Annotated in this window: 15 protein-coding genes; 6 read left to right on the top strand and 9 right to left on the bottom strand. The window is 68.8% G+C overall.

Translation table 11 applies throughout. The features are described from left to right. Positions 1-42 precede the first annotated feature (42 nt). The 4 genes from HC028_RS12280 to HC028_RS12265 form a co-directional block, all read right to left on the bottom strand. A complete protein-coding gene (locus tag HC028_RS12280; RefSeq protein WP_168076634.1) occupies positions 43-1,068 on the bottom strand; it encodes an ABC transporter permease in 1,026 nt (341 codons plus the stop codon). Beyond that, positions 1,065-2,564 (bottom strand): sugar ABC transporter ATP-binding protein, encoded by a 1,500-nt coding sequence (locus tag HC028_RS12275; protein WP_168076632.1) that lies wholly within the window; start codon positions 2,562-2,564, stop codon positions 1,065-1,067. The genes HC028_RS12280 and HC028_RS12275 overlap by 4 nt, the downstream gene beginning before the upstream one ends. Before the next feature lie 86 nt (positions 2,565-2,650). Further along, on the bottom strand, positions 2,651-3,805 hold the full coding sequence (locus tag HC028_RS12270) for a sugar ABC transporter substrate-binding protein (RefSeq protein ID WP_168076630.1): 1,155 nt from the start codon (positions 3,803-3,805) through the stop codon (positions 2,651-2,653). A 47-nt stretch (positions 3,806-3,852) separates the two neighbouring features. After that, the gene (locus HC028_RS12265) at positions 3,853-4,998 is read right to left on the bottom strand and encodes an FAD-dependent oxidoreductase (protein WP_168076628.1); all 1,146 of its coding nucleotides are present in this window, start codon (positions 4,996-4,998) and stop codon (positions 3,853-3,855) included. A 234-nt stretch (positions 4,999-5,232) separates the two neighbouring features. Between HC028_RS12265 and HC028_RS12260 the strand changes: the two genes are divergently transcribed. Then, on the top strand, positions 5,233-6,207 hold the full coding sequence (locus HC028_RS12260; protein WP_168076626.1) for an Lrp/AsnC family transcriptional regulator: 975 nt from the start codon (positions 5,233-5,235) through the stop codon (positions 6,205-6,207). Between the two features lie 28 nt (positions 6,208-6,235). On the opposite strand, the gene HC028_RS12255 is transcribed toward HC028_RS12260, so the two are convergent. Then, on the bottom strand, positions 6,236-7,258 hold the full coding sequence (locus HC028_RS12255) for an Lrp/AsnC family transcriptional regulator (protein WP_168076624.1): 1,023 nt from the start codon (positions 7,256-7,258) through the stop codon (positions 6,236-6,238). A gap of 43 nt (positions 7,259-7,301) precedes the next feature. Continuing rightward, positions 7,302-8,975 carry an amidohydrolase gene (locus HC028_RS12250; protein WP_168076622.1) on the bottom strand — a complete coding sequence of 558 codons (1,674 nt, stop codon included), beginning with the start codon at positions 8,973-8,975 and terminating at the stop codon, positions 7,302-7,304. Between the two features lie 436 nt (positions 8,976-9,411). Between HC028_RS12250 and HC028_RS12245 the strand changes: the two genes are divergently transcribed. From HC028_RS12245 to HC028_RS12225, 5 genes are all read left to right on the top strand, one after another. Further along, complete coding sequence (locus HC028_RS12245; RefSeq protein ID WP_168076620.1) at positions 9,412-10,572, top strand: FAD-dependent oxidoreductase; 1,161 nt, start codon at positions 9,412-9,414, stop codon at positions 10,570-10,572. Positions 10,573-10,658: 86 nt separating this feature from the next. Next, positions 10,659-11,885, top strand: a complete 1,227-nt coding sequence (gene torT, locus HC028_RS12240; RefSeq protein ID WP_168076618.1) for a TMAO reductase system periplasmic protein TorT — start codon at positions 10,659-10,661, stop codon at positions 11,883-11,885. Positions 11,886-11,902: 17 nt separating this feature from the next. Next, on the top strand, positions 11,903-13,450 hold the full coding sequence (locus tag HC028_RS12235) for a sugar ABC transporter ATP-binding protein (protein ID WP_168076616.1): 1,548 nt from the start codon (positions 11,903-11,905) through the stop codon (positions 13,448-13,450). After that, entirely contained in the window at positions 13,434-14,483 is a 1,050-nt protein-coding gene (locus HC028_RS12230; RefSeq protein ID WP_168076614.1) for an ABC transporter permease, read from the top strand. The genes HC028_RS12235 and HC028_RS12230 overlap by 17 nt, the downstream gene beginning before the upstream one ends. A gap of 95 nt (positions 14,484-14,578) precedes the next feature. Then, entirely contained in the window at positions 14,579-16,021 is a 1,443-nt protein-coding gene (locus HC028_RS12225; RefSeq protein ID WP_168076612.1) for an aldehyde dehydrogenase family protein, read from the top strand. Between the two features lies 1 nt (position 16,022). Here HC028_RS12225 and HC028_RS12220 read toward each other — a convergent pair whose 3' ends face one another. From HC028_RS12220 to HC028_RS12210, 3 genes are read right to left on the bottom strand one after another with little or no spacing between them, the layout of a single operon-like run. Further along, complete coding sequence (locus HC028_RS12220) at positions 16,023-16,733, bottom strand: SDR family oxidoreductase (protein WP_168076610.1); 711 nt, start codon at positions 16,731-16,733, stop codon at positions 16,023-16,025. Positions 16,734-16,781: 48 nt separating this feature from the next. Beyond that, positions 16,782-17,903: a Gfo/Idh/MocA family protein gene (locus HC028_RS12215; RefSeq protein WP_168076608.1), complete on the bottom strand. Its 1,122-nt coding sequence runs from the start codon at positions 17,901-17,903 to the stop codon at positions 16,782-16,784. Positions 17,904-17,932: 29 nt separating this feature from the next. Then, positions 17,933-18,937, bottom strand: a complete 1,005-nt coding sequence (locus HC028_RS12210) for an alcohol dehydrogenase catalytic domain-containing protein (protein ID WP_168076606.1) — start codon at positions 18,935-18,937, stop codon at positions 17,933-17,935. Between the last annotated feature and the right edge of the window lie 116 nt (positions 18,938-19,053).

Here is a 19,053-nt window from a genome sequence, read left to right as displayed (position 1 = left end):
CCTTCTCGTGTTCGCTGCTGTGGTGCGGATCCTCGGTAACGGCTACCGCCGGGCGTTGCGGGCGGCGTCGAGCGCCACCGCGAGCAGGAGTACGGCGCCCTTGGCCACGGACTGGCGGGTCGTGTCCCACGCCATCGCGTTGAAGATGTTGGTCAGCACGGCGAGGATCAGCACGCCGGTGGCGGTGCGCCACAGCGCGCCCCGACCGCCGTAGACCGACGTCCCGCCGATGACGACGATGGCGAACGAATCGAGAGCGATGTTCGCCCCCAGCGTGGGCTGCCCGACGCCGAGTTGCGACGCGGTGAGCGCGCCGGCCAGTGCCGACAGGCCACCCACCACCACAAGGCAGAAGATCTGCACCGCCGCCACCGGTACACCGGTGAGCCGGGCGGCCTCGGCGTTCCCGCCGCTGGCGAAGACGTAACGTCCCAGGATCGTCCGGTTCAGGACCGACGCCAGCACCACGAAGACCGCCAGCATGATCAGGATGGACCAGGGCACGCCGGCGATGCCGCCCAGTCCGAGCGTGTCGAAGCCGACGGCGTCCGATTGGACCGGAGCCGAGTCACAGGCGACGTAGACCAGACCGGAGATGATGGCGGCGGTCGCGATCGTGCCGATGAAGGAGTTGACCCGGAATTTGGTCACGATGACGCCGTTGAAGGCACCCGCGAGGAGGCCGATGCCGATCGCGAGGAGCGCCGAGGACGTCAGGTCGAACACGTTCGACAGGGAGGCGAACGCGACCGCTCCGGCCGCGAAGATCGCCCCCACCGACAGATCGAACACGCCGGCGATGATGACCAGGGTCATGCCGAAGGACACGAGCGCGACGGCCGCGTTCTGAGTGAGGATGTTGCGGATGTTGTCGACGGCCCACAGCCCGGGGTGGACGATCGTGCCGATGACGAGCAGTGCTGCCAGCACCAGAAGCGGCGCGTACTTCGTCAGGACCCGACCGACCGACCCCGCGTTCAGGACACGCTTCGTGCTGGGCGTCGGGGTCTCGTCGTCGACCGCGATGGAGTCACGAGGTGAGACGGACACGCTGGAGTTCATCTTCATCGGACGGCACCTCCGGGGCCGAAGACCTTTGAAACCATGGCGTCGATGGTGATTTCGGGGCCGATCAGCTCGGCGACGAGCGTGCCTCGCCACATCACCAGGACCCGGTCGCACAGCTCGTACAGGTCCTCGAACTCCGAGGACACGACGAGGATCGCCGACCCTTGCGCAGCCATCCCGCGCAGGCTCGCGGCGATCTCCGCCTTGGCTCCCACGTCGACTCCGCGGTTGGGTTCGTCGGCGAGAAACACCTTCGGTTGGAAGTGGACCGCCCGCGCGAGCAGTACCTTCTGCTGGTTGCCACCGGACAGGACGCCGACCGGCGAGCTCAGGCGCTGCTCGGACAGGCGCACCGCGGTGGCGGCGGACCGGCTGGCGGCGACGCTGCGACTGCCGGAGACCACTCCGAGCCGGGACACCGCGCCGAGATTGCTGATCAACAGGTTGTCCGACGACGTCGCCTCGGCGAACAACCCGGACCGCTTGCGGTCCTCGGTCAGCAGCGCGATACCCGCCCGACGCGCCTCGCGCACCGATCTCGGCCATCGGCGCGGATCGCCGTGGAGCCTCATCGACCCACTGGCGGGTGGCGTGTCGCCAGCCAGCGCGCGGAGGAGGGTCGTCCTTCCGGAGCCCACCAGGCCGGCAATACCCACCACCTCGCCCTCGGCCAGGCTCAGGGACAGGTTCTGGATCTTGCTGCCGACGGTCAGGTTCTCGACGGCGAGCAGCTCCCGAGGCCGCGTATTCCGCTGCTCCGTACGGATTGCCGGAGACAGCGAGTGACCGACCATCGCTCGGGTCAGGTCAGCCTTGGTCCACTCGGCGGTCGGGCGCGACTCACTGATCCGGCCGTCGCGGAAGACCGTGGCGTGATCGGCGAGGTCGAGTACCTCGTCGAGATTGTGGCTGACGAAGATGATGGTGACGCCGTCCGCCTTGAGTTCCCGTACCACCCGGTAGAGGACCGACCGCTCCCGCGGACCGAGCGCCGCGGTCGGTTCGTCGAGCAGGATGGCGGTCGGGGTACCGACCAGCGCCCGCATGATCTCGATCATCTGCTGATCGCCAATGGACAGTTCGGCGACCGGCTGCGCGGGGGCGATGGCGACGTCCAGGCGTGCGCACAGCGCACGGTACTGCTCACGCATGCGGCGACGGTCTTCGAAGACTGACGCGCGGCGTCGCTCCTGTCCGAGGAACACGTTCTCCAGCGCCGTCAGCGTGGGAACGACCGACAGTTCCTGGTAGATCGCGGCGACTCCCGCCCGCGCGGCCTGACGGGGGCTGCCGAACGGATGTGGGCGTTCCGCGACGGTGACCGTGCCGGAATCGGGCGTGACCCGGCCAGCGAGGACCCCGAGGCAGGTCGACTTTCCCGCGCCGTTCTCGCCCACGAGCGCATGAATCGTTCCTGCCTCCACGCGCAGATCGATACCGTCCAGGGCCCGCGTGCCGCCGAAGGACTTCGAAATTCCATCGAAAACGATTGTCACTCTCACCACCCACGTCGGCTGAGGTCGCTCGTGGGATGCGGACAGCGCCCGGCAATCCGCATCCCACCAGGGATAACTTCGCTCGGCTACTCGGCGACCTGTTCCTTGAACGCCTTGACGTTGTCCTTGTTCACGAACATGATCTTGGCGTCAGCCGGCCTCATCGACTCGGGCGCGTGCCCGGAGTACCCGTAGTAGGCGTCGACCTTCTGCCCGTGGCGTGCCAGGTGCAGGGCCTGCAGCGCGGTCTTGACCTTCGTGTACGAGTAGAACGGCGTGCTTCCCGCGACAGTGCCTTCTTCGATCGCTTTCAGCGCCTGCTCGTTGGCGCCGAAGTCGAAGACGCTGACCTTGCCCTGGCGACCCGCGAGGCGAACCGCGGAGATCGAAGCCTGGGTGCCCTCCGGGAACGCGCTGGCGATGAGCGTGGCGTCGGCGTGCCGCTGCAGGGCGTTCTGCGTCTTCTGCAGCGAATCCGGCTGGGTGAAGTCCGTGTACAGGACGTCGAGAAGCTCGATGCCCTTCTCCTTGAAGACGGCCTCGGCGGCCTTCGCGGCGAGCTTCGCGCTGTAGTCGAGCTGCGGCCCGACCAGCAGGATCGCCTTGCCGCCAGTCTTCTGAGTGGCGGCGATCTCCTTCGCCCACTCGGTGTAGACGTAGTCGGTGTAACCGGTGTCCGCGACCGTGGTGACCACGCCCGGCGTGTCGCTGGTGGTACACGCGGGGCTGCCGATGGCGGCCGTGATGATCCCCTTCCTCGGCATCTGACGGGTCATCAGGTCGCAGGTCAGGTCCGGTGAGAGCGGGAACGCGACGACGGCGTTGTACTTGCCGGACGCCATGATGTCCTGCATCTGGGCGACCTGCTTCTGGGCATCGCCGCTAGGGTCGAACTCCTCCAGCTCCATGCCGAGCGCCGCGGCCTGCTCCTTCGCCGCCGCGTACTCCGGCTTGGAATAGTCGTAGCCCTTGCCGTACCCGACGAAGGCGACGCGGAGCTTCTCGCCCTCCTTGAACGGCACCGTGATCCCGCTGTCCAGCTTTACCTCGGTGGCGGGCAGCGCCTTGGTCAGCGCCTTCACCTTGTCGTCCAGGAGGGTCGCGTACCGCTCCTTGCTGGACGCCGCGGGCGCGGCACCCTCATCGGCCCCCGCGCTTTTCTTCTCGGCCGCGCAGCCGGCCAGAGCCAGTGCGGCGGTGAACGGGAGGACCGTTATCCCAATCGTCTTGCGTAACTTCACTCCTGTGCCTCCAAACAGTGTTGTCTTCCAGGTCGGAGCGTGCTCGGCTACGCCTCGATGGGCGTGCCGACCGCTGGGACGTGTCGCGCCGCGACGTTGATCCGCTGCTGCATGTGCTTCGAGTGGGCGAGCGTCCAGATCAGGGCCGACCGGACGCCGAGCGCCGGACGCGGCCAGTGGGTGCCGATCCATCCGTAGAAACGGGAGTACTTCTGGGTGCTGTCGGTGACCGGCCGTTCGGCCTGCTCCCACTTGGCCAGTGCCGTCTCGACGTCCAGGTAGGCGTCGAGTGCCTGAGCGAGCGCGACGGCGTTCACCATGCCGACGCACGCGGCCTGCCCGAGGTTCGGAGACATCGCGCTGGCCGCGTCGCCGACCAGCGCGACCTTGCCGCGCGACCAGTTGGTGACGACGGCGTCGGCGAAGGAGCGCCATACGCCGCCCGGCGGGATTCGCTTGATGTAGCGGGCGAACTCCGGGAAAGTCTCGATCCAGGTCGACAGGTCGTGACTCTGGTTGCGGCCGGCGACGTCAGCCTCCGGGCAGCAGAGGTAGATGTAGACCTGGTCCTTGGTGCAGGGCACGATGCCGATCCGCCGGCCCCCGTTCCAGCGCTCCACCATCATGTCGTTCGGGTCGTCCGGCAGCCGCGGGATGAGGTGGCGCCCGCAGCCATCGTGCAGGTCACGGACGCGGCGGGCGAGACCCAGCGAGTCGCGCACCCGGGAGCCCACGCCATCGGCACCGACCACCAGGTCGGCCGGCAGGGCCTCCCCACTCTCCAGGAGCAGCTTGCCATCCGGGGTCGCGCCGGCCACCGGTGAACCGGTCACGATCTCCGCGCCGTACCGGCGAGCGGCGTTGGCCAGCGCCTGGTGGAGCCGAGGGCGCAGGATGGCGTACGACTCGCTCACCCCGGACATCAACCATTCTTCTTGGACGAGCCGGTTCTTCTCGTCGCGAAGTTGCCAGTGGTCGATGCGGTCGGTGCCGGCAACGGCCTCCTCGTACGCGCCGACCTCGCGCAGCGCGTAAACGCCGTTGCTCCAGACGGCTATGCCGGCGCCGATTTCACGCAGCTCGGCGTTTCGCTCATGGACGCGTACCGACCACCCCCGCCGGGCCAGGGCTGCGGCGGCAGCCAGGCCGACCATCCCCGCGCCCGCGATCTCGGCGTGCCTTGCCTTCGTCATGAAGCTCTCCGTTCCTTCTCCTCCATGCGCCCTGTGAGCGCGACGCACCCGTCAGCGAGCACCGTTCATCGGCGCACCGCTGACCACTTGCGTCGGCCGAGATGCGTTCTCAGATGCGTTTCGCGGAACCATAGTCGTCAGTGACGGCCACCACAAGGACCAGTTCTCGTAGTTCATGCCGTCGGTTAGGGCGTGAATTCGCAAATTCGGATGATGGTGCGCTAGCTTTATGCCGTGACGATTCACCTGCTCGCGCAGCGCGGTAGAAGGCGGCACCCGGTGAAAGCACTCACCGCGCTCGAACTCGCAGTCGTGAAGGAGTTACAGCGAGACGGGCGCGCACCCAACTCGGTGATCGCCCGGACGGTAGGCGTCACCGAGAAGACGGTGCGGCGGATCATCGGTGAGCTGCTCGAGCGCCAAGCCATCGAGATCACGGCCGTGACGTTCCCGCACCTGCTGGGCTACCGGGCCATGGCCTTCGCGCTACTGCAGACCGATGGAACCAGGCCGCGGCACGACGTCGCGGACGAGCTCGCCGCCCTCGGCTCGGTCGACTACGCCGCCATCACGACCGGCCCTACCGACTTGATGATCAATGCGGTGTGCCAAGACCTGGACGAGCTCGACAGCGTCATCGAAAACGAGATCCACAAAGTGGCGGGCGCGCGCCTCGTCGAGGTCGCGCCCTACCTGAGCCTCCGCTATCAGCGCCCGTCACGCAGTGGCCTGCCCACGGCGGTGCCAACGGCCGTCACCCCGGACGGCATCACAATGGACTCCCTCGACCGCGACATCATTCGCGCGCTCGGGCAGGACGGTCGCGTGCCCTACCTGCAGCTCGCCTCGAAGCTCGGCGTGTCCGAGGCACAGATCCGGCTGCGGGTCAAGAAGCTCACCGGCATGGGCGCGCTGCGCATCATGGCCATTGTGGACCCTGTCTTCCTCGGCTTCGACACCATGGCATGGCTGGCCGTGCGGCTCAGCGGCCATGGCTCCGCGTCCGTCGTCGAATCACTGATCGCCATGGAGCCCGTCAGCTACATCGCCGAGACCGCGGGCTCGTTCGATCTCATGGTCGAGCTCGTCTGCATCGACGAACGTGAGCTCCGCGAGTCGCTCGATCAGATCCGGCAGATGGACGGCATCGCGGCGGTTCTTCCCCACGTCTACTTCGACCTGTATTACAAGCCGATGCTCCTGCGATGAACCGGTGGATGCCGGGGACCGGCTGCGGTCAGCCCTCCCGCACCGGGGGCTGGACCGCACGGTAGTAGAGATCGAGGCAGAGCAGCACCTCGGTGTCGGCCACCCCGGTGAGCGTGCGGATCTCGGAGTCCACGAGGCGCATCACGTCCTGGGCGTTGCGACACACCGCCTCGACGAAGATGTCGAAGCGCCCGGCACAGGTGACGACGTACTTGACCGACGGCAGCTTGGTCAGGGTGTCCGCGAGGTCGGCGATACTGTGCCCCGGCGCGCATTTGATCGCCATCCAGACCTGCATGGTGTAGCCCAGGCTGCGCGGGTTGACGATGGCGGTGATCCGGATGGTCTTCTCCTGGAGCATCCGGGTGACGCGCTTGCGCACCTGCGACTCCGAGATCCCGAGCCGCTCGCCGACGAGTCCGAACGGCAGTCGCCCATCCGCGTTCAGCTCGGCCACGATCCGCCGGTCCATGGCGTCCAGGGGCGCACGCGTCTCGACGCCGCGGACGTTCTCGCCGTGGTGATGTGCCGTGTCCCAGACCGGGTCCTGGTAATGCAGCTGCAGATACGGAAAGACCTCGGCCGAGCGGACCCCGGGCGCCCGGATGAACGACTCGTCGATGACGTTCAACAGTTCGGTCGTGTCGCGGCAGAGCACCTCGACCAGCGCGTCGTACCGGCCGGTGGTGATCACGGCGTAGTCGACCGACGGCAGGTTCGCCAGCGACTCCACCAGCGACCTGATGCCCCGCCTGCCGTCCACGCGTACGCCGACCATGGCCCCGACGGTGTAGCCGAGGACGGCCGGATCAGCCACCGTGGTGATCTGGATGATCCGGCTCTCCAGCAGCTCGTTCACCCGCCGGCGGATCGTCTTCTCCGGCACCCGCAGCTCGCGCGAGATCGCGACGAACGACTGCCGCCCGTCCAGCTGCAGCAGCCGGATCAGTTCCCGGTCGAGCTCCGAAAGCTGTACGCGGTGCCCAGCGTCGCCGGCCACCGGAAAGGTCGCGCCCAGGAAGCCGGACACCAGATACTCCGATCCGTGCATGGCAGCCAACATAGCGGCTGGGTAGTCGCGCGCGACGCCCCGTCTAGGCGCCGGAATCGCGTGTCACCTCGTCCGACCGCTCGTGCACGACGCGGCCGCCGAGGAACACCGCGTCGACCCGCACATCGAGCAGCTCGTCGGTGGCGCATTCGAACGGGTCGCGGTCCAGGACGATGATGTCGGCCTTCTTGCCGACCTCGAGCGAGCCGTACAGGTCCTCCTCGCCCAACGTGCGCGCGGCGTTGATGGTGTGCATCCGCAGGGCCTCGGCGAGCGTGATCGTCTGGTCGGCGTCGAGGGTCTCGCCGAAGAACGACCGGCGCGCGAGGCAGTTCCACACGCTGAAGAACGGGTTGGTGGCGCCGGACTCCGAGCCGATCCAGACGTCGGAGCTGCCCGTGATGTCCCAGCCCTCGTCGAGGAGACGCCGGAACGGGAAGCGGCCGAGCCGGCCGTAGTCCCCCAGGTACGTCGGGAAGAAGTCGCCGAAGGTGTAGACGAAGACCGGCTGCGGCACCGGGATGATCCCGGCCTTGCGCCACAGCGCCGTCTGCGACGGGTCGGGCAGGAAATTGCCGGCGTGTTCGACGCGCGGCGCCGGGGCGCCGGGCTTCGGCCCACCCGCGGCGATGATCGCCTCGCAGACCTCCTCCTGCGCCTGGTCGCCATTCGCGTGGATCGCGAGCTGCAGGCCCGCCGCCGCGGTCTTGGTCAGCGCCTCGGCGATCTGGTCGGCCGACAGCGCGACCTCGCCGCAGTGGCCGTGGTCCATGTGGACGTACGGCTTCTTCACCGCGGCGCTCGCGGCGGAGTACCCGCCGTCCGAGAACATCTTGACACCGTGGATCTTGACGAGGTCCTCGGAGGACGTGAAGTCCGCCCACTCGCGGTAGGCACAGGCCTCTTCCAGGCTGACCGTACCCGGTGCCCAGAGGTAGATGCGCAGGCGGGAGCCGAGCTCGCCGGCCGCGTGCAGCGCGTCCATCTGGCGCAGGCCGTCCACGGTCTCGGAGATCTCGCCGATCGTGGTGACGCCGTTCGCCGTGAAGAGGTCGCGGACGCCCTCGCGGATCGCGTTGCGCAGGCCATCACCGTCGAGCTTCGGCAGCGGGAGGAGGTTGTCCATCTCCTTGACCACGCCGGTCGGCTCCCCGTCGGCGTCGCGCTCGACGGTGGGCATGCCGGTGATGCTGTAGTCGGCCGCCCGGTAGTTCCGGTCGATCCCGGCCCGCTCCAGGGCGCGGCTGTTGAGCACGCTGACGTGCCCGCCAGCCCGGATCACAATCGCGATCTCCGTGCTGACCGAGTCCAGCTCGGCCCGCGTGGGCAGCCGCTTCTCGGCGAGCTTCTGGTCGAAGAAGAGGTTGGCCTGGCCGACGAGCCAGCCGTCCACGGCGTCGTCGAGGTGGGCGCGCAGCCTGTCGAGCAGCGCCGGGATGTCCTTGCAGCCCGGCGCGCGGCAGTCGACGGTCTGGTACGTGGTCCGCGCGGCGACCTCCATGTGGGCGTGGACGTCGACGAAGCCCGGCATGATGGGCGAATCGCCGACGTCGCGCAGGACGGTGTCCGGCCCGACGTAGCGGTCGACCTCCTCGCGCGGCCCGGTGGCGACGATGCTGCCGTCGCGCACGGCGACGAAGCCGGGCGACACCGGCTCCCCCTCGGTCATCCAGATGACCCGGTTCGAGACCAACACGAGTTCCGCGGCGCGCTCCATACCGGCTGCCCTCCCGGAGGTTGTTGCGAAATGAGCCGTCAGCGAAGTGGATGCGCCACAGCCGACCGGCCCGATGTCTGTGCACCGGATGGCGCGACCTCTCAGCCACCACCAGCGCGGATTGAATGACGGTAACCGCCCAATTTGGTCACGTCAACGGCGAAACATGCCATCCGGACGCCGATTCTTGCCGAATTCCGCCCAACCGGCGGGCGCTGTCCGGAGATCGGACGCCGTAGACGCTCGATCATCCGATATCCATCCGACGCGACCGAGATTTTGACGGATTCAGTCCTTGACACGGCCCTAACTGACTGTTTACGGTCTAGCTCCAACGTGAAGTGAGCGAGGTCTCACTTCTCGTTATCGGCAGAAGCCAACCGCGGCGCTGTCGCGCCGGTTCTCAACATGTCTGGGTAAGTGGAAGGGCGTTTCAATGCCATCTGGGGTGCGTCATGCAGAGGTCGCTGGCGGCGGTCTTGGCGGGTTGACCGTAGCTACGGCACTCGCACAGCGCGGGTGGAGCGTCCGCGTCCACGAACGCGGCAGCGACCTGCGCGAGATCGGCGCGGGCATCTTCATGTGGGAGAACGCGGTCCGCGTCCTCGAGCACATCGGTGCCTTCGACGAGGCGCTCGGCCGCGCTGAGCGGATCGAAAGCTGGCGGCTGTTCGACGAGCGCCAGCGCCCGATCCAGGACGACTGGATGAAGTCCGACGACGTGCGCCTCTTCACCGTGCTGCGCACCGACCTGCACCGGGCGCTCGGCAACGCCGCGAAGCGGGCGGGCGTCGAGATCGTCACCAGCTCGATGGTCGCGGGCGCGTCCGAGGACGGCGAGATCTTCTTCGAGAACGGCACCTCCGCGAAGGCCGACCTCATCGTCGGCGCCGACGGTGTCGGCTCGGCGGTCCGCAACTCGGTCGGCCTCAACATCGTGGTCAAGGACCTGATGGACGGCTGCAGCCGGCACCTGGTCCCGCGGCTCCCGCACGACCCGGTCAACAACTCGCTGGAGTACTGGAACGGCGGGCGCCGGGTCGGCATCACGCCCGTGTCGGACGAAGAGGTGTACATCTACACCTGCTGCCCGTCGACCGACCTCGCCGGCCGGGAGCGTCCGTTCAACGTGGAGTCGTGGAGCGAGTCGTTCCCGCACCTGCGCCACTTCTTCGACCGCATCCCGAACGTCTCCCGCTGGGCCTCCTTCTCGGACGTCCGCTGCCACGGCTGGGTCAAGGGCCGCGTCGCGCTCATCGGCGACGCCGCGAGCGCGATGTCGCCGAACCTGGGCCAGGCCGCCTGCCTCGCGATGACCAACGGGTACGCGCTGGCGATGATGCTCGAGGGCGCGGCTGACGTCCCGTCGGCCCTCAAGGGCTGGGAGGCGCGGCAGCGTCCCGTCACCGACGCGACGCAGAAGTACTCGCGCCTCTACGGCAAGGTCGGCACCCGCTGGCCGCGTCCGCTGGCCGACCTCCGCTCCGCGCTCGTCTGGGCCGCGGGCAAGTCGCGGCCGTGGCAGGCGAAGGTCAACGTCGCCGCGCACGCGGGCGCGGAACTGGTCGGTAAGGCGACCCGCAAGTCCGGTTCCTGATCTGGCACCACTTTCTGTTCAGAACTTCCAGTACCGACCGATGAGTACTCCTGCGGCAATCGCGGGACCGCACGATGGAGACGAGAATGCCGAAGCGTAAGGCGAAGGCGGTAGTGGCGGCGTTAGCCACAGCTACCGCGCTTCTGCTCACCGCGTGCAGCAGTGGGCAGGACACCGGCGGAGGGTCGAGCAAGTACGACCCCTCCAAGCCGATTCCAGGTTCGGACAAGGGCAGCTTCAAGGCTTCCGCCAGCGAGATCCGGGAGTCGCTCAAGAGCGACGCCTGGTGGTACCCGACGCTCTTCGTCGACTGCAACGACAAGGCGACCAAGGCCGAGGGCTGCAACGGCTCGCGGACCGAGGGCGTGTACAACGCGATCCCGAAGGACCTCGTCTCCAAAAAGTGGAAGGTCTGCTTCGCGGTTCCGCACCTGTCCGACCCGTACTGGGTGGCGGCGGACTTCGGCGCGGTGGAGGAGGCCCGCCGGCTCGGCGTGGACCTCGACGTCTACGAGGCCGGCGGCTACACCGAGCTGGCCAAGCAGCTCAACCAGATCGACGACTGCGTGTCGTCCGGCGCCAACGCGATCGTGATCGGCGCGATCAGCTTCAACGGTCTCGACGCCAAGGTGCAGCAGCTCGTCGACCAGGGCATCGTCGTCATCGACGGCCTCAACGGCATCTCCAACCCGAAGGTCAGCGGCCGCGCGGTGCTGAACTGGCGGGAGATGGGCGGCGCGGTCGGCGATTACCTGAAGAAGCAGAACAAGGCCGAGAAGGTCGCCTGGTTCCCCGGCCCGCCCGGGGCTGGCTGGGCCGAGGACGCCACGGCCGGTTTCAAGGACGCGATCAGTGGCAGCCCGGCGAGCATCGCCGTCACCAAGTACGGCGACACCTCCAAGGAGGTGCAGCTCAAGCTGCTGGAGGACACCCTCCAGGGCGACCCGAGCATCTCGGTGATCGCGGGCACCGCCGTGACGGCCGACGCGGCCGTGGCCGGCAACGTTGGTGGCGGCAAGGCCAAGATCTTCGCCGACTACCTGATCCCGTCGACCTTCGACCAGATCAAGAGCGGCAAGGTCACCTGCGGCGTCTCCGACCAGCCGGTCATCCAGGCCCGCATGGCCGTCGACATGGCCGTCCGCCTGCTGGAGAAGATCCCGCTGGACGAGAAGAAGGGTCGTGCGTTCCCCGCGCCTATCCTGGTCTGCGGCCCGGGCGCCGGCGCGGACGCGAACCTCGACTCCTTCATCCCGGAGACGACGTTCGCCCCGGCCGACTTCAAGCCGGTCTTCCGCGTCAACGGCAAGTGAGCACCTGAGAAGGATTGATGAACCATCACGAGGAGGGCGTGGTTCTCCGCGCCGAACGGATCACCAAGCGGTACCTGGGTGTCAAGGCACTCGACGGGGTCTCCTTCGACCTGCGCCGAGGCGAGATCCACGCCCTTCTCGGTGAGAACGGCGCCGGAAAGTCGACGCTGATCAAGGCGATCTCCGGATCAGTCCAGCAGGACGAGGGCACCATCGTCATCAACGGCCGCGAACTGGGGGCGCTGACCCCGACCAGCGCGGCCGCCCACGGGGTCGGCACGGTCTTCCAGGAGATGAGCCTGGTCGGTGCCCTATCGATCGCCGAGAACATCTACCTCGCGCACGAGCAGCGCCGCGCGGGACTGCTCGACAAGAACCGGATGCTCGCCGGGGCGAAGGAGGCCCTCGCCCGCATCGGCGTCGACCTCGACCCGCGTACGAAGGTCGCTGGCCTGTCCCGGGCCCAGAAGCAGCTCGTGGAGATCGCCCGCGTCCTGCACCGCAAGTCCGACATCCTGATCCTGGACGAGCCCACGGCGTCGCTCAGCCTTGCCGAGACGCGCCGGCTCTTCGAGATCATCACCAACCTCCGCGAACGCGGGATCGGCATCATCTACATCTCCCACCGGCTCGCTGAGATCAAGGAGCTGGCGGACCGGGTCACGGTGCTGCGGGACGGCCAGAAGATCGGCACGATCGACGCCGCCGGCGTCACCGACGACAAGCTCGTCGAGATGATGTCCGGCCGCACGCTGGAGAAGCTCTACCCGCGAATCGACGCCCGCCCCGGCAAGGTGCGACTGCGCGTCTCCGGGCTGAGCGGGCCCCTCCTTAAGGACGTGTCGTTCGAGGTGGCGGCCGGCGAGATCGTCGGGCTGGCCGGCCTGGTCGGCTCGGGCAAGTCCGAGATCGGCCGCGCCTGCTTCGGCCTGGAACCGGTCGACGGCGGCACCGTGGAGATCGACGGCAAGGTACTGAGCAAGCCCAGCCCGAAGCGGGCCATGGCCCAGGGAATGATCTACTACCCTGCCGACCGGCACGCCGAAGGGCTCGTCACCACCGCGACGCTGCGCGAGAACATCACGCTGCCGTCGATCGCCGCCGGCACCACATCCCGGTTCGGCATCGTCAACCGGCGTGCCGGCACGGCGCTGACCAGCGAGGTCATCAAGGCGCTGGCGGTCAAGCCCGCCGACCCGGGGCGGTCGATCCTCGGCTTCTCCGGCGGTAACCAGCAGAAGGCGCTGCTCGCCCGGTCCTTCGCCAAGAGTTTCCCCGTACACGTCTTCGACGAGCCGACCGTCGGCATCGACATCGGCGCCAAGACGGATGTCTACGCATACATGAACAAGCTGTGCGAGCAGGGCGCCGCCGTGGTGCTCATCTCGTCGGACACCGAGGAGATCCTCGGCATGTCACACCGGATCTACGCGGTTCGTGAAGGGCGGGTCGTCGCCGACCTGCGCGGCGACGAACTGAACGAGGAAAATGTCGTCCGCGCGTTCTTCGGTTCGCGCGACGCTTCTGTTACTTCAGGGAGTGTGCACCGTGACCAGTCCGCTTGATCTGGACGAGCGGTCGTCCAAGCCGGAAGACGGGCCGGTCCTCGGCAAGCAGACCGACGCAGCCGCCTCGGGTCCGTCGCGACTCGTCAGCGCGCTGCTCCGAGTCGGGCTGCTCCCCGTGCTGCTCATCGCCGGCGTCGTCATCTTCGCGTCGATCGAGCCGCGGTTCCTGACCCCGCTCAACGGCACGAACATCGGCCGGCAACTGTCGTTCCTGCTCATCATCACGATGGCGCAGATGCTGGTGCTCGTCATCGCCGAGATCGACATGTCGGTCGGCTCGACGATCGCCCTGACCAGTGTCGTTTCAAGCACCGTGATGGTGAAGACCGGCGGCGACGGGGCCAAGCCGGTGCTCTTCGGCGTGCTCGCCGGCCTCGCGGTCGGCCTCGCGATCGGTCTCATCAACGGAGTGATCGTGGCGCGGTTCCGCGTGCCGTCCTTCATCGTCACCATCGGCAGCGGCGCCGTCGCCTTCGGCCTCGCGCTGATCCTGTCCAGCGGTAGCCCCATCACCGGGCTGCCGAAGACGTTCACCACGGCCCTGGGCAACTCCAGCATCGGCACCGTGCCGCTGTCCCTCGTGATCGCCCTGGTCGTGTTCGGCCTGCTGTACCTGCTGCTGAACTGGACCACCGCCGGCCGCTACTTCTACGCGGTCGGCGGCGGCGAGAACGCGGCCCGGCTGGTCGGTGTGCCGGTCTTCCGCAGCAAGGTCCTGGCGTTCGTGCTCTGCAGCACGCTGACGTCGCTCGCCGGCATCCTGCTCACCGCCCGGGTCTCCTCCGGCGAGCCGAACCTCGGTGGCCAGTACGTGATCCTCTCGATCGCGGCGGCGGTGCTCGGCGGCACGTCGTTCTTCGGCGGCGAGGGCCGGCTGAGCATGGTGGCGATCGGCGCGCTGTTCCTGGTGGTGCTCTCCAACGGCATGAACCTGATCCGGGTGTCCAGCTACACCCAGCAGGTCGTCCTCGGCGTGCTGCTCGTCAGCGCGGTCGTCATCGACCGGCTGCGGCGACGGACCACCCGCTGACCCAATCCGTTCGAGGCTGCTGACCGGGCCGGTGTGCGCGCACCGGCCCGGTCAGCCTTTTTAGGTGTACCAACGTGAGGAGTAGTGGCGAGGCGATGAGCGACGCACGCATGTTCTGGGTGGCGGGGCGGCCCGCCACGGGTGAGCAGACCTTCGAGGTCCGCCACCCGTACGACGGCCGACCGGTGGCGTCGGTCTCGGTGCCGACGGCCGCACAGGTCGAGGAGGCGGTCGCGTCGGCACAGGCCGTAGCGGCGCAGGCCGCGGCGCTGCCCGCGCACTCCCGCGCCGAAGCCCTGGCCCACGTGTCGAACCGCCTCGCCGAGCGGACCGAGGAGGTGGCCCGGCTCATCACCGCGGAAAACGGCAAGCCGCTCAAGTGGGCGCGCGGCGAGGTCGGCCGGGCCGTCTCCACCTTCCGCTGGGCGGCCGAGGAGGCGCGGCGCTGGTCGGGTGAGCTCCAGCGGCTGGACACCGACGCAGGCGCGAGCGGCCGGATGGCGATCACCCGCCGGTTCCCGCGCGGGCCGGTGCTGGCGATCGCGCCGTTCAACTTCCCGCTCAACCTCGTCGCCCACAAGGTCGCCCCGGCGATCGCGGTCGGCGCCCCGGTCATCATCAAGCCGGCGCCGAAGACGCCGCTGTCGACGCTGCTGCTCGGGGAGCTGCTCGCCGAGTGCGACCTGCCGGCGGGGATGTGGTCGGTACTCCCCCTGCTCAACGAGGAGACCGCCGCGCTGGTGGCCGACCCGCGCCTGCCGGTGGTCTCGTTCACCGGCTCCGGACCGGTGGGCTGGGGAATCCAGCGGGCGGTGCCGCACAAGCACGTCACGCTGGAACTCGGCGGCAACGCCGCCGCGGTGGTCTGCCCCGACTGGTCCAGCGAGGCCGACCTGGACTTCGCGGCGAACCGGATCGCCACCTTCGCCAACTACCAGGCCGGGCAGTCCTGCATCTCGGTGCAGCGCGTCTTCGCCGACCGGTCCGGCTACGACCGGCTGGCCGAGCGGATCGCGGCCGCCGTCGCCGCGCAGCGCACCGGTGACCCGTGGGACGAGAACACCGACGTCGGCCCGCTGATCGACGAGGCCGCCGCGCGCCGGGTCGCGGAGTGGATCGACGAGGCTGTGGCCGCCGGCGCCAAGGTCCTGACCGGCGGTACGCGGGAAGGCGCCACCGTCGCGCCGACGGTCCTCGTGGACGTGCCCGCGGACGCCAAGGTCTCCTGCGAGGAGGTCTTCGGTCCGGTTCTGGTGATCGAGGCGGTCGACGGGATCGACGAGGCGTTCGCGAAGGTGAACGCCTCCCGGTACGGGCTGCAGGCCGGCGTCTTCACCCACGACCTCCAGGTCGCGTTCCGCGCCCACCGGGAGCTGGAGGTGGGCGGCGTGGTCATCGGTGACGTGCCCAGCTTCCGCGCTGACCAGATGCCGTACGGGGGCGTCAAGGAGTCCGGCGTCGGCCGGGAGGGCGTGCGGTACGCGATGGAGGACTACACGTACGAGCGGGTCCTGGTCCTGACCGGGCTCGACCTCTAGGTCAGCCCCAGGACTGCTCCGACATGGACCGGAACGCGACCTCGAGCATCCGGTAGTGGCGTGGCCGGGTGAGTGCGAAGAGCACCATCTCGGCCACGTCCTCCGAGCTCATCATGTCCGCCAACTGCGGCATGTCCGGGGTGCGCAGCCCGCGCCCCATCCCGAAGTTGGTGGCGACGCCGCCGGGGCAGATGTTGGTACAGCGGATGCCAAGGCCGCGCAACTCATGGTCGAGCGACCGGGTGAACCCGACCGAGGCGAACTTGGTCGCCACGTAGGCGGCCTCGTCCGGCAGCCCCCGCCGGCCGGCTTCGGAGGCCACCGTGATGATGTCCCCGGCGCCGCGCGCCTTCAGGTGCGGCAGCGTCGCCCGGACGGTGTGGAAGAGGCCGCGGACGTTGACGTCGACCATCTCGTCGAGGTCCTCGACCGGGGTGTCCTCGAACGGTCCCCACGAGCCGACGCCCGCGTTCGCCACGACGATGTCCAGGCCGCCGAAGCGGTCGACCGTCGCCGCGACGGCCGCCTCCACCTGCGCGAGGTCCCGGACGTCGCACGCCACGCCCAGGCCGTCAGCCAGTCCGAGGTCCACGGGCTTACGCGACGTGAATCCGACTTTGACGCCCTCAGCGGCCAGGGCGCGCGCGACGGCGGCGCCGATTCCGCTGCTCGCTCCGGTGACGAAGGCGACCTTTCCCGCAAGCGATGTCATTGGCACGCTCCCCTTTCGCTGGGTGGGTCATGGCACGCGTAACTGGTGTTATGGCAGGCGGACGGCGTCCGCCCACGGCTCGACGGCGGTCGTCACCGGCGCGCCCCGCTCGGCCGCCTCGTGGACGGCGAGCCCGAGCAGGTGGTCCTGGCAGGCGTCGGCGAGCGGGTACGGCGCCGCAGCCTCGCCCCGGCGCCAGAGCCCGGTGCGCTCCAGGCAGGTCGCGATGGCGATCTCCTCGTCGGACAGGCGCGCGCCCGGGTACGGGTTGCGGTAGAGCACCCGACCTGCCCAGCTCAGCGTGTCGAGGTCGGCACCCTCAAGGTTGCCGTCCAGCCCCAGGTGCCGCCGTACGATCGGCGCGGACAGCGGCCGGCCGTCCTCGCCGGCCCAGATGACATCATTGCCGACGATCTCGCCGCGACTGCCGCGCAGGATCAGGTGCCGGCGACGCCAGGGGTGGAACCACTGGCCGTCGGTGAAGTCGTACACGCCGGTGCGACCGGCGAAGTCGAGGATGGACAGCGTGTGCACGACGTCCTGCACCCGCTGGACGTCGGGCCATCCGCCGCGGTCGGGCCCCTCCAGCACCGGTGTGGTCGTGTGCACAGCGCTCACCCGCGCCGGCTCCGCGCGTACCCCGAGCAGGGTCCGCAGCAGCGCCGTCGCGTGGTAGTCGTGCGTCCAGGACACCTGCGCGGAGGTCACGTCGCCCAGCACGCCCTGCTCGATCAGGGACCGCACGGCGACGACGACCGGCAGGTACGGGTGCTGCTCGGCGACCTGTACCAGGTCGGCGGCGCCGACGTCGGCCCACAGCCGCCGCATCCCATCGGCGTCCTCAGCGGGCGGCGTCTCCGACAGCACCGCGGTGTCGAGCCCGACCAGGGCCCGGATGACGTCGGGGTTCGCCTCCCTCGGTACCGAGGTGACGACGACCTCCGGCGCGCCGGAGGACACGAGGTCCTCCGGGCGCCGGTAGGTCGGGATGTTCCACTCGCGCTCCAGCCGCTCGCCTACCTCGGCCTTCCGGGTCACGGCGCCGACACACTGAAAGCGGTCGGGAACCAGGCGGGCGAGGCGGAAGTAGAAGTCCGCCCGCCAGCCGTAGCCGACGACACCGAAACGGATCGGCCCGCGCGGGGCCTCGGAACCCTGGTCAAGCGGCACGCTGGAACTCCTTGCTGTGGTCGGGGCTGTTACGGGACGAGGACCGCCCGCGCCCGGATCTCGCCGGCCTTGAGCATCCCGAGCACCTCGTTCGCCTCGGCGAGCGGGTAGTCGGCGTGGACCGAGCGCAGCTTGCCGGCGGCGGCGAGGTTGAGGACCTCACGCATCTGCTGGCGGTTGCCCAGCACCGAGCCGACGACGGTCCGCTCGTCACCGATGTCGAGCAGGCCGACGTTCTGGGCGACGCCCAGAACGATCCGCCCGCCGGGCTTGACGACGCGCATGGCTTCGGCCACCGAGGCGTCGGACGGCGCGAACACGATGGCGGCGTCCATGGCGTTGTCGGACAGGTTCCTGCCGCCGGAGGCCTTGGGGCTGTAGGAGGCGATCGCACCCAGCTCCTCGGCCACGCCCTGGTGCACCGCGCTACGGGTCACGGCGTACACGTCGGCGCCGGTGAGGGCGGCCATCTGGATGACCATGTGGCCCACACCGCCGACGCCCAGGACGGCGACCTTCTGGCCGGGCGTCAGGTGCGCCTTGGACACCGAGCCGTACGCGGTGATGCCGGGGCAGAACAGCGGGGCTGCTTCCTCGAAGGAGAGGTTGTCCGGCAGCGGGTACGCGTACGCCGACTCCGCGAGCATGTACTCGGCGTAGCCGCCGTCGAGGGTCTCCCCCGTGATCTGCCGCTGGCGGCACAGCTGCTCGCGGCCGGAGAAGCAGTACTCGCAGACGCCGCAGGTCTTCCAGATCGGCTGGACGCCGACGCGGTCGCCGACCTTGAGGTGCGTGACGGCCGAGCCGACCGACGAGACCGTACCCGCGACCTCGTGGCCGGGAATGATCGGGAACGACGCCGGCGTGTTGGGCAGCCAGTCCCCTTCGACCATGTGGAGGTTGGAGCGGCAGACACCGCAGGCGCCCACCTTGATGACGATCTGGGTCGCCGACGGGGTGGGGTCGGCCACCTCGCGCAGCTTCAGCGGCTTGCTCTCGATCGGGCCGGCTTGTTCGAGTAGGGCTGCCTTCATGTGCTTGCTCTCCTAAAGAAATGGCGTTCGACGCCAGACACCGCTCGACCCTTCCAGCGGTGACGCGTACTGGAAGGGTCGAGCAGGGTTACGCCTTACTGACGAGGGTCGAGAAG

The sequence above is a fragment of the Planosporangium flavigriseum genome (assembly GCF_011947225.1).
Classification (GTDB): Bacteria; Actinomycetota; Actinomycetes; order Mycobacteriales; family Micromonosporaceae; genus Planosporangium; species Planosporangium flavigriseum.
Note: the sequence above shows the minus strand (reverse complement) of the source record. Positions and strands in the feature narration are given on the sequence as shown.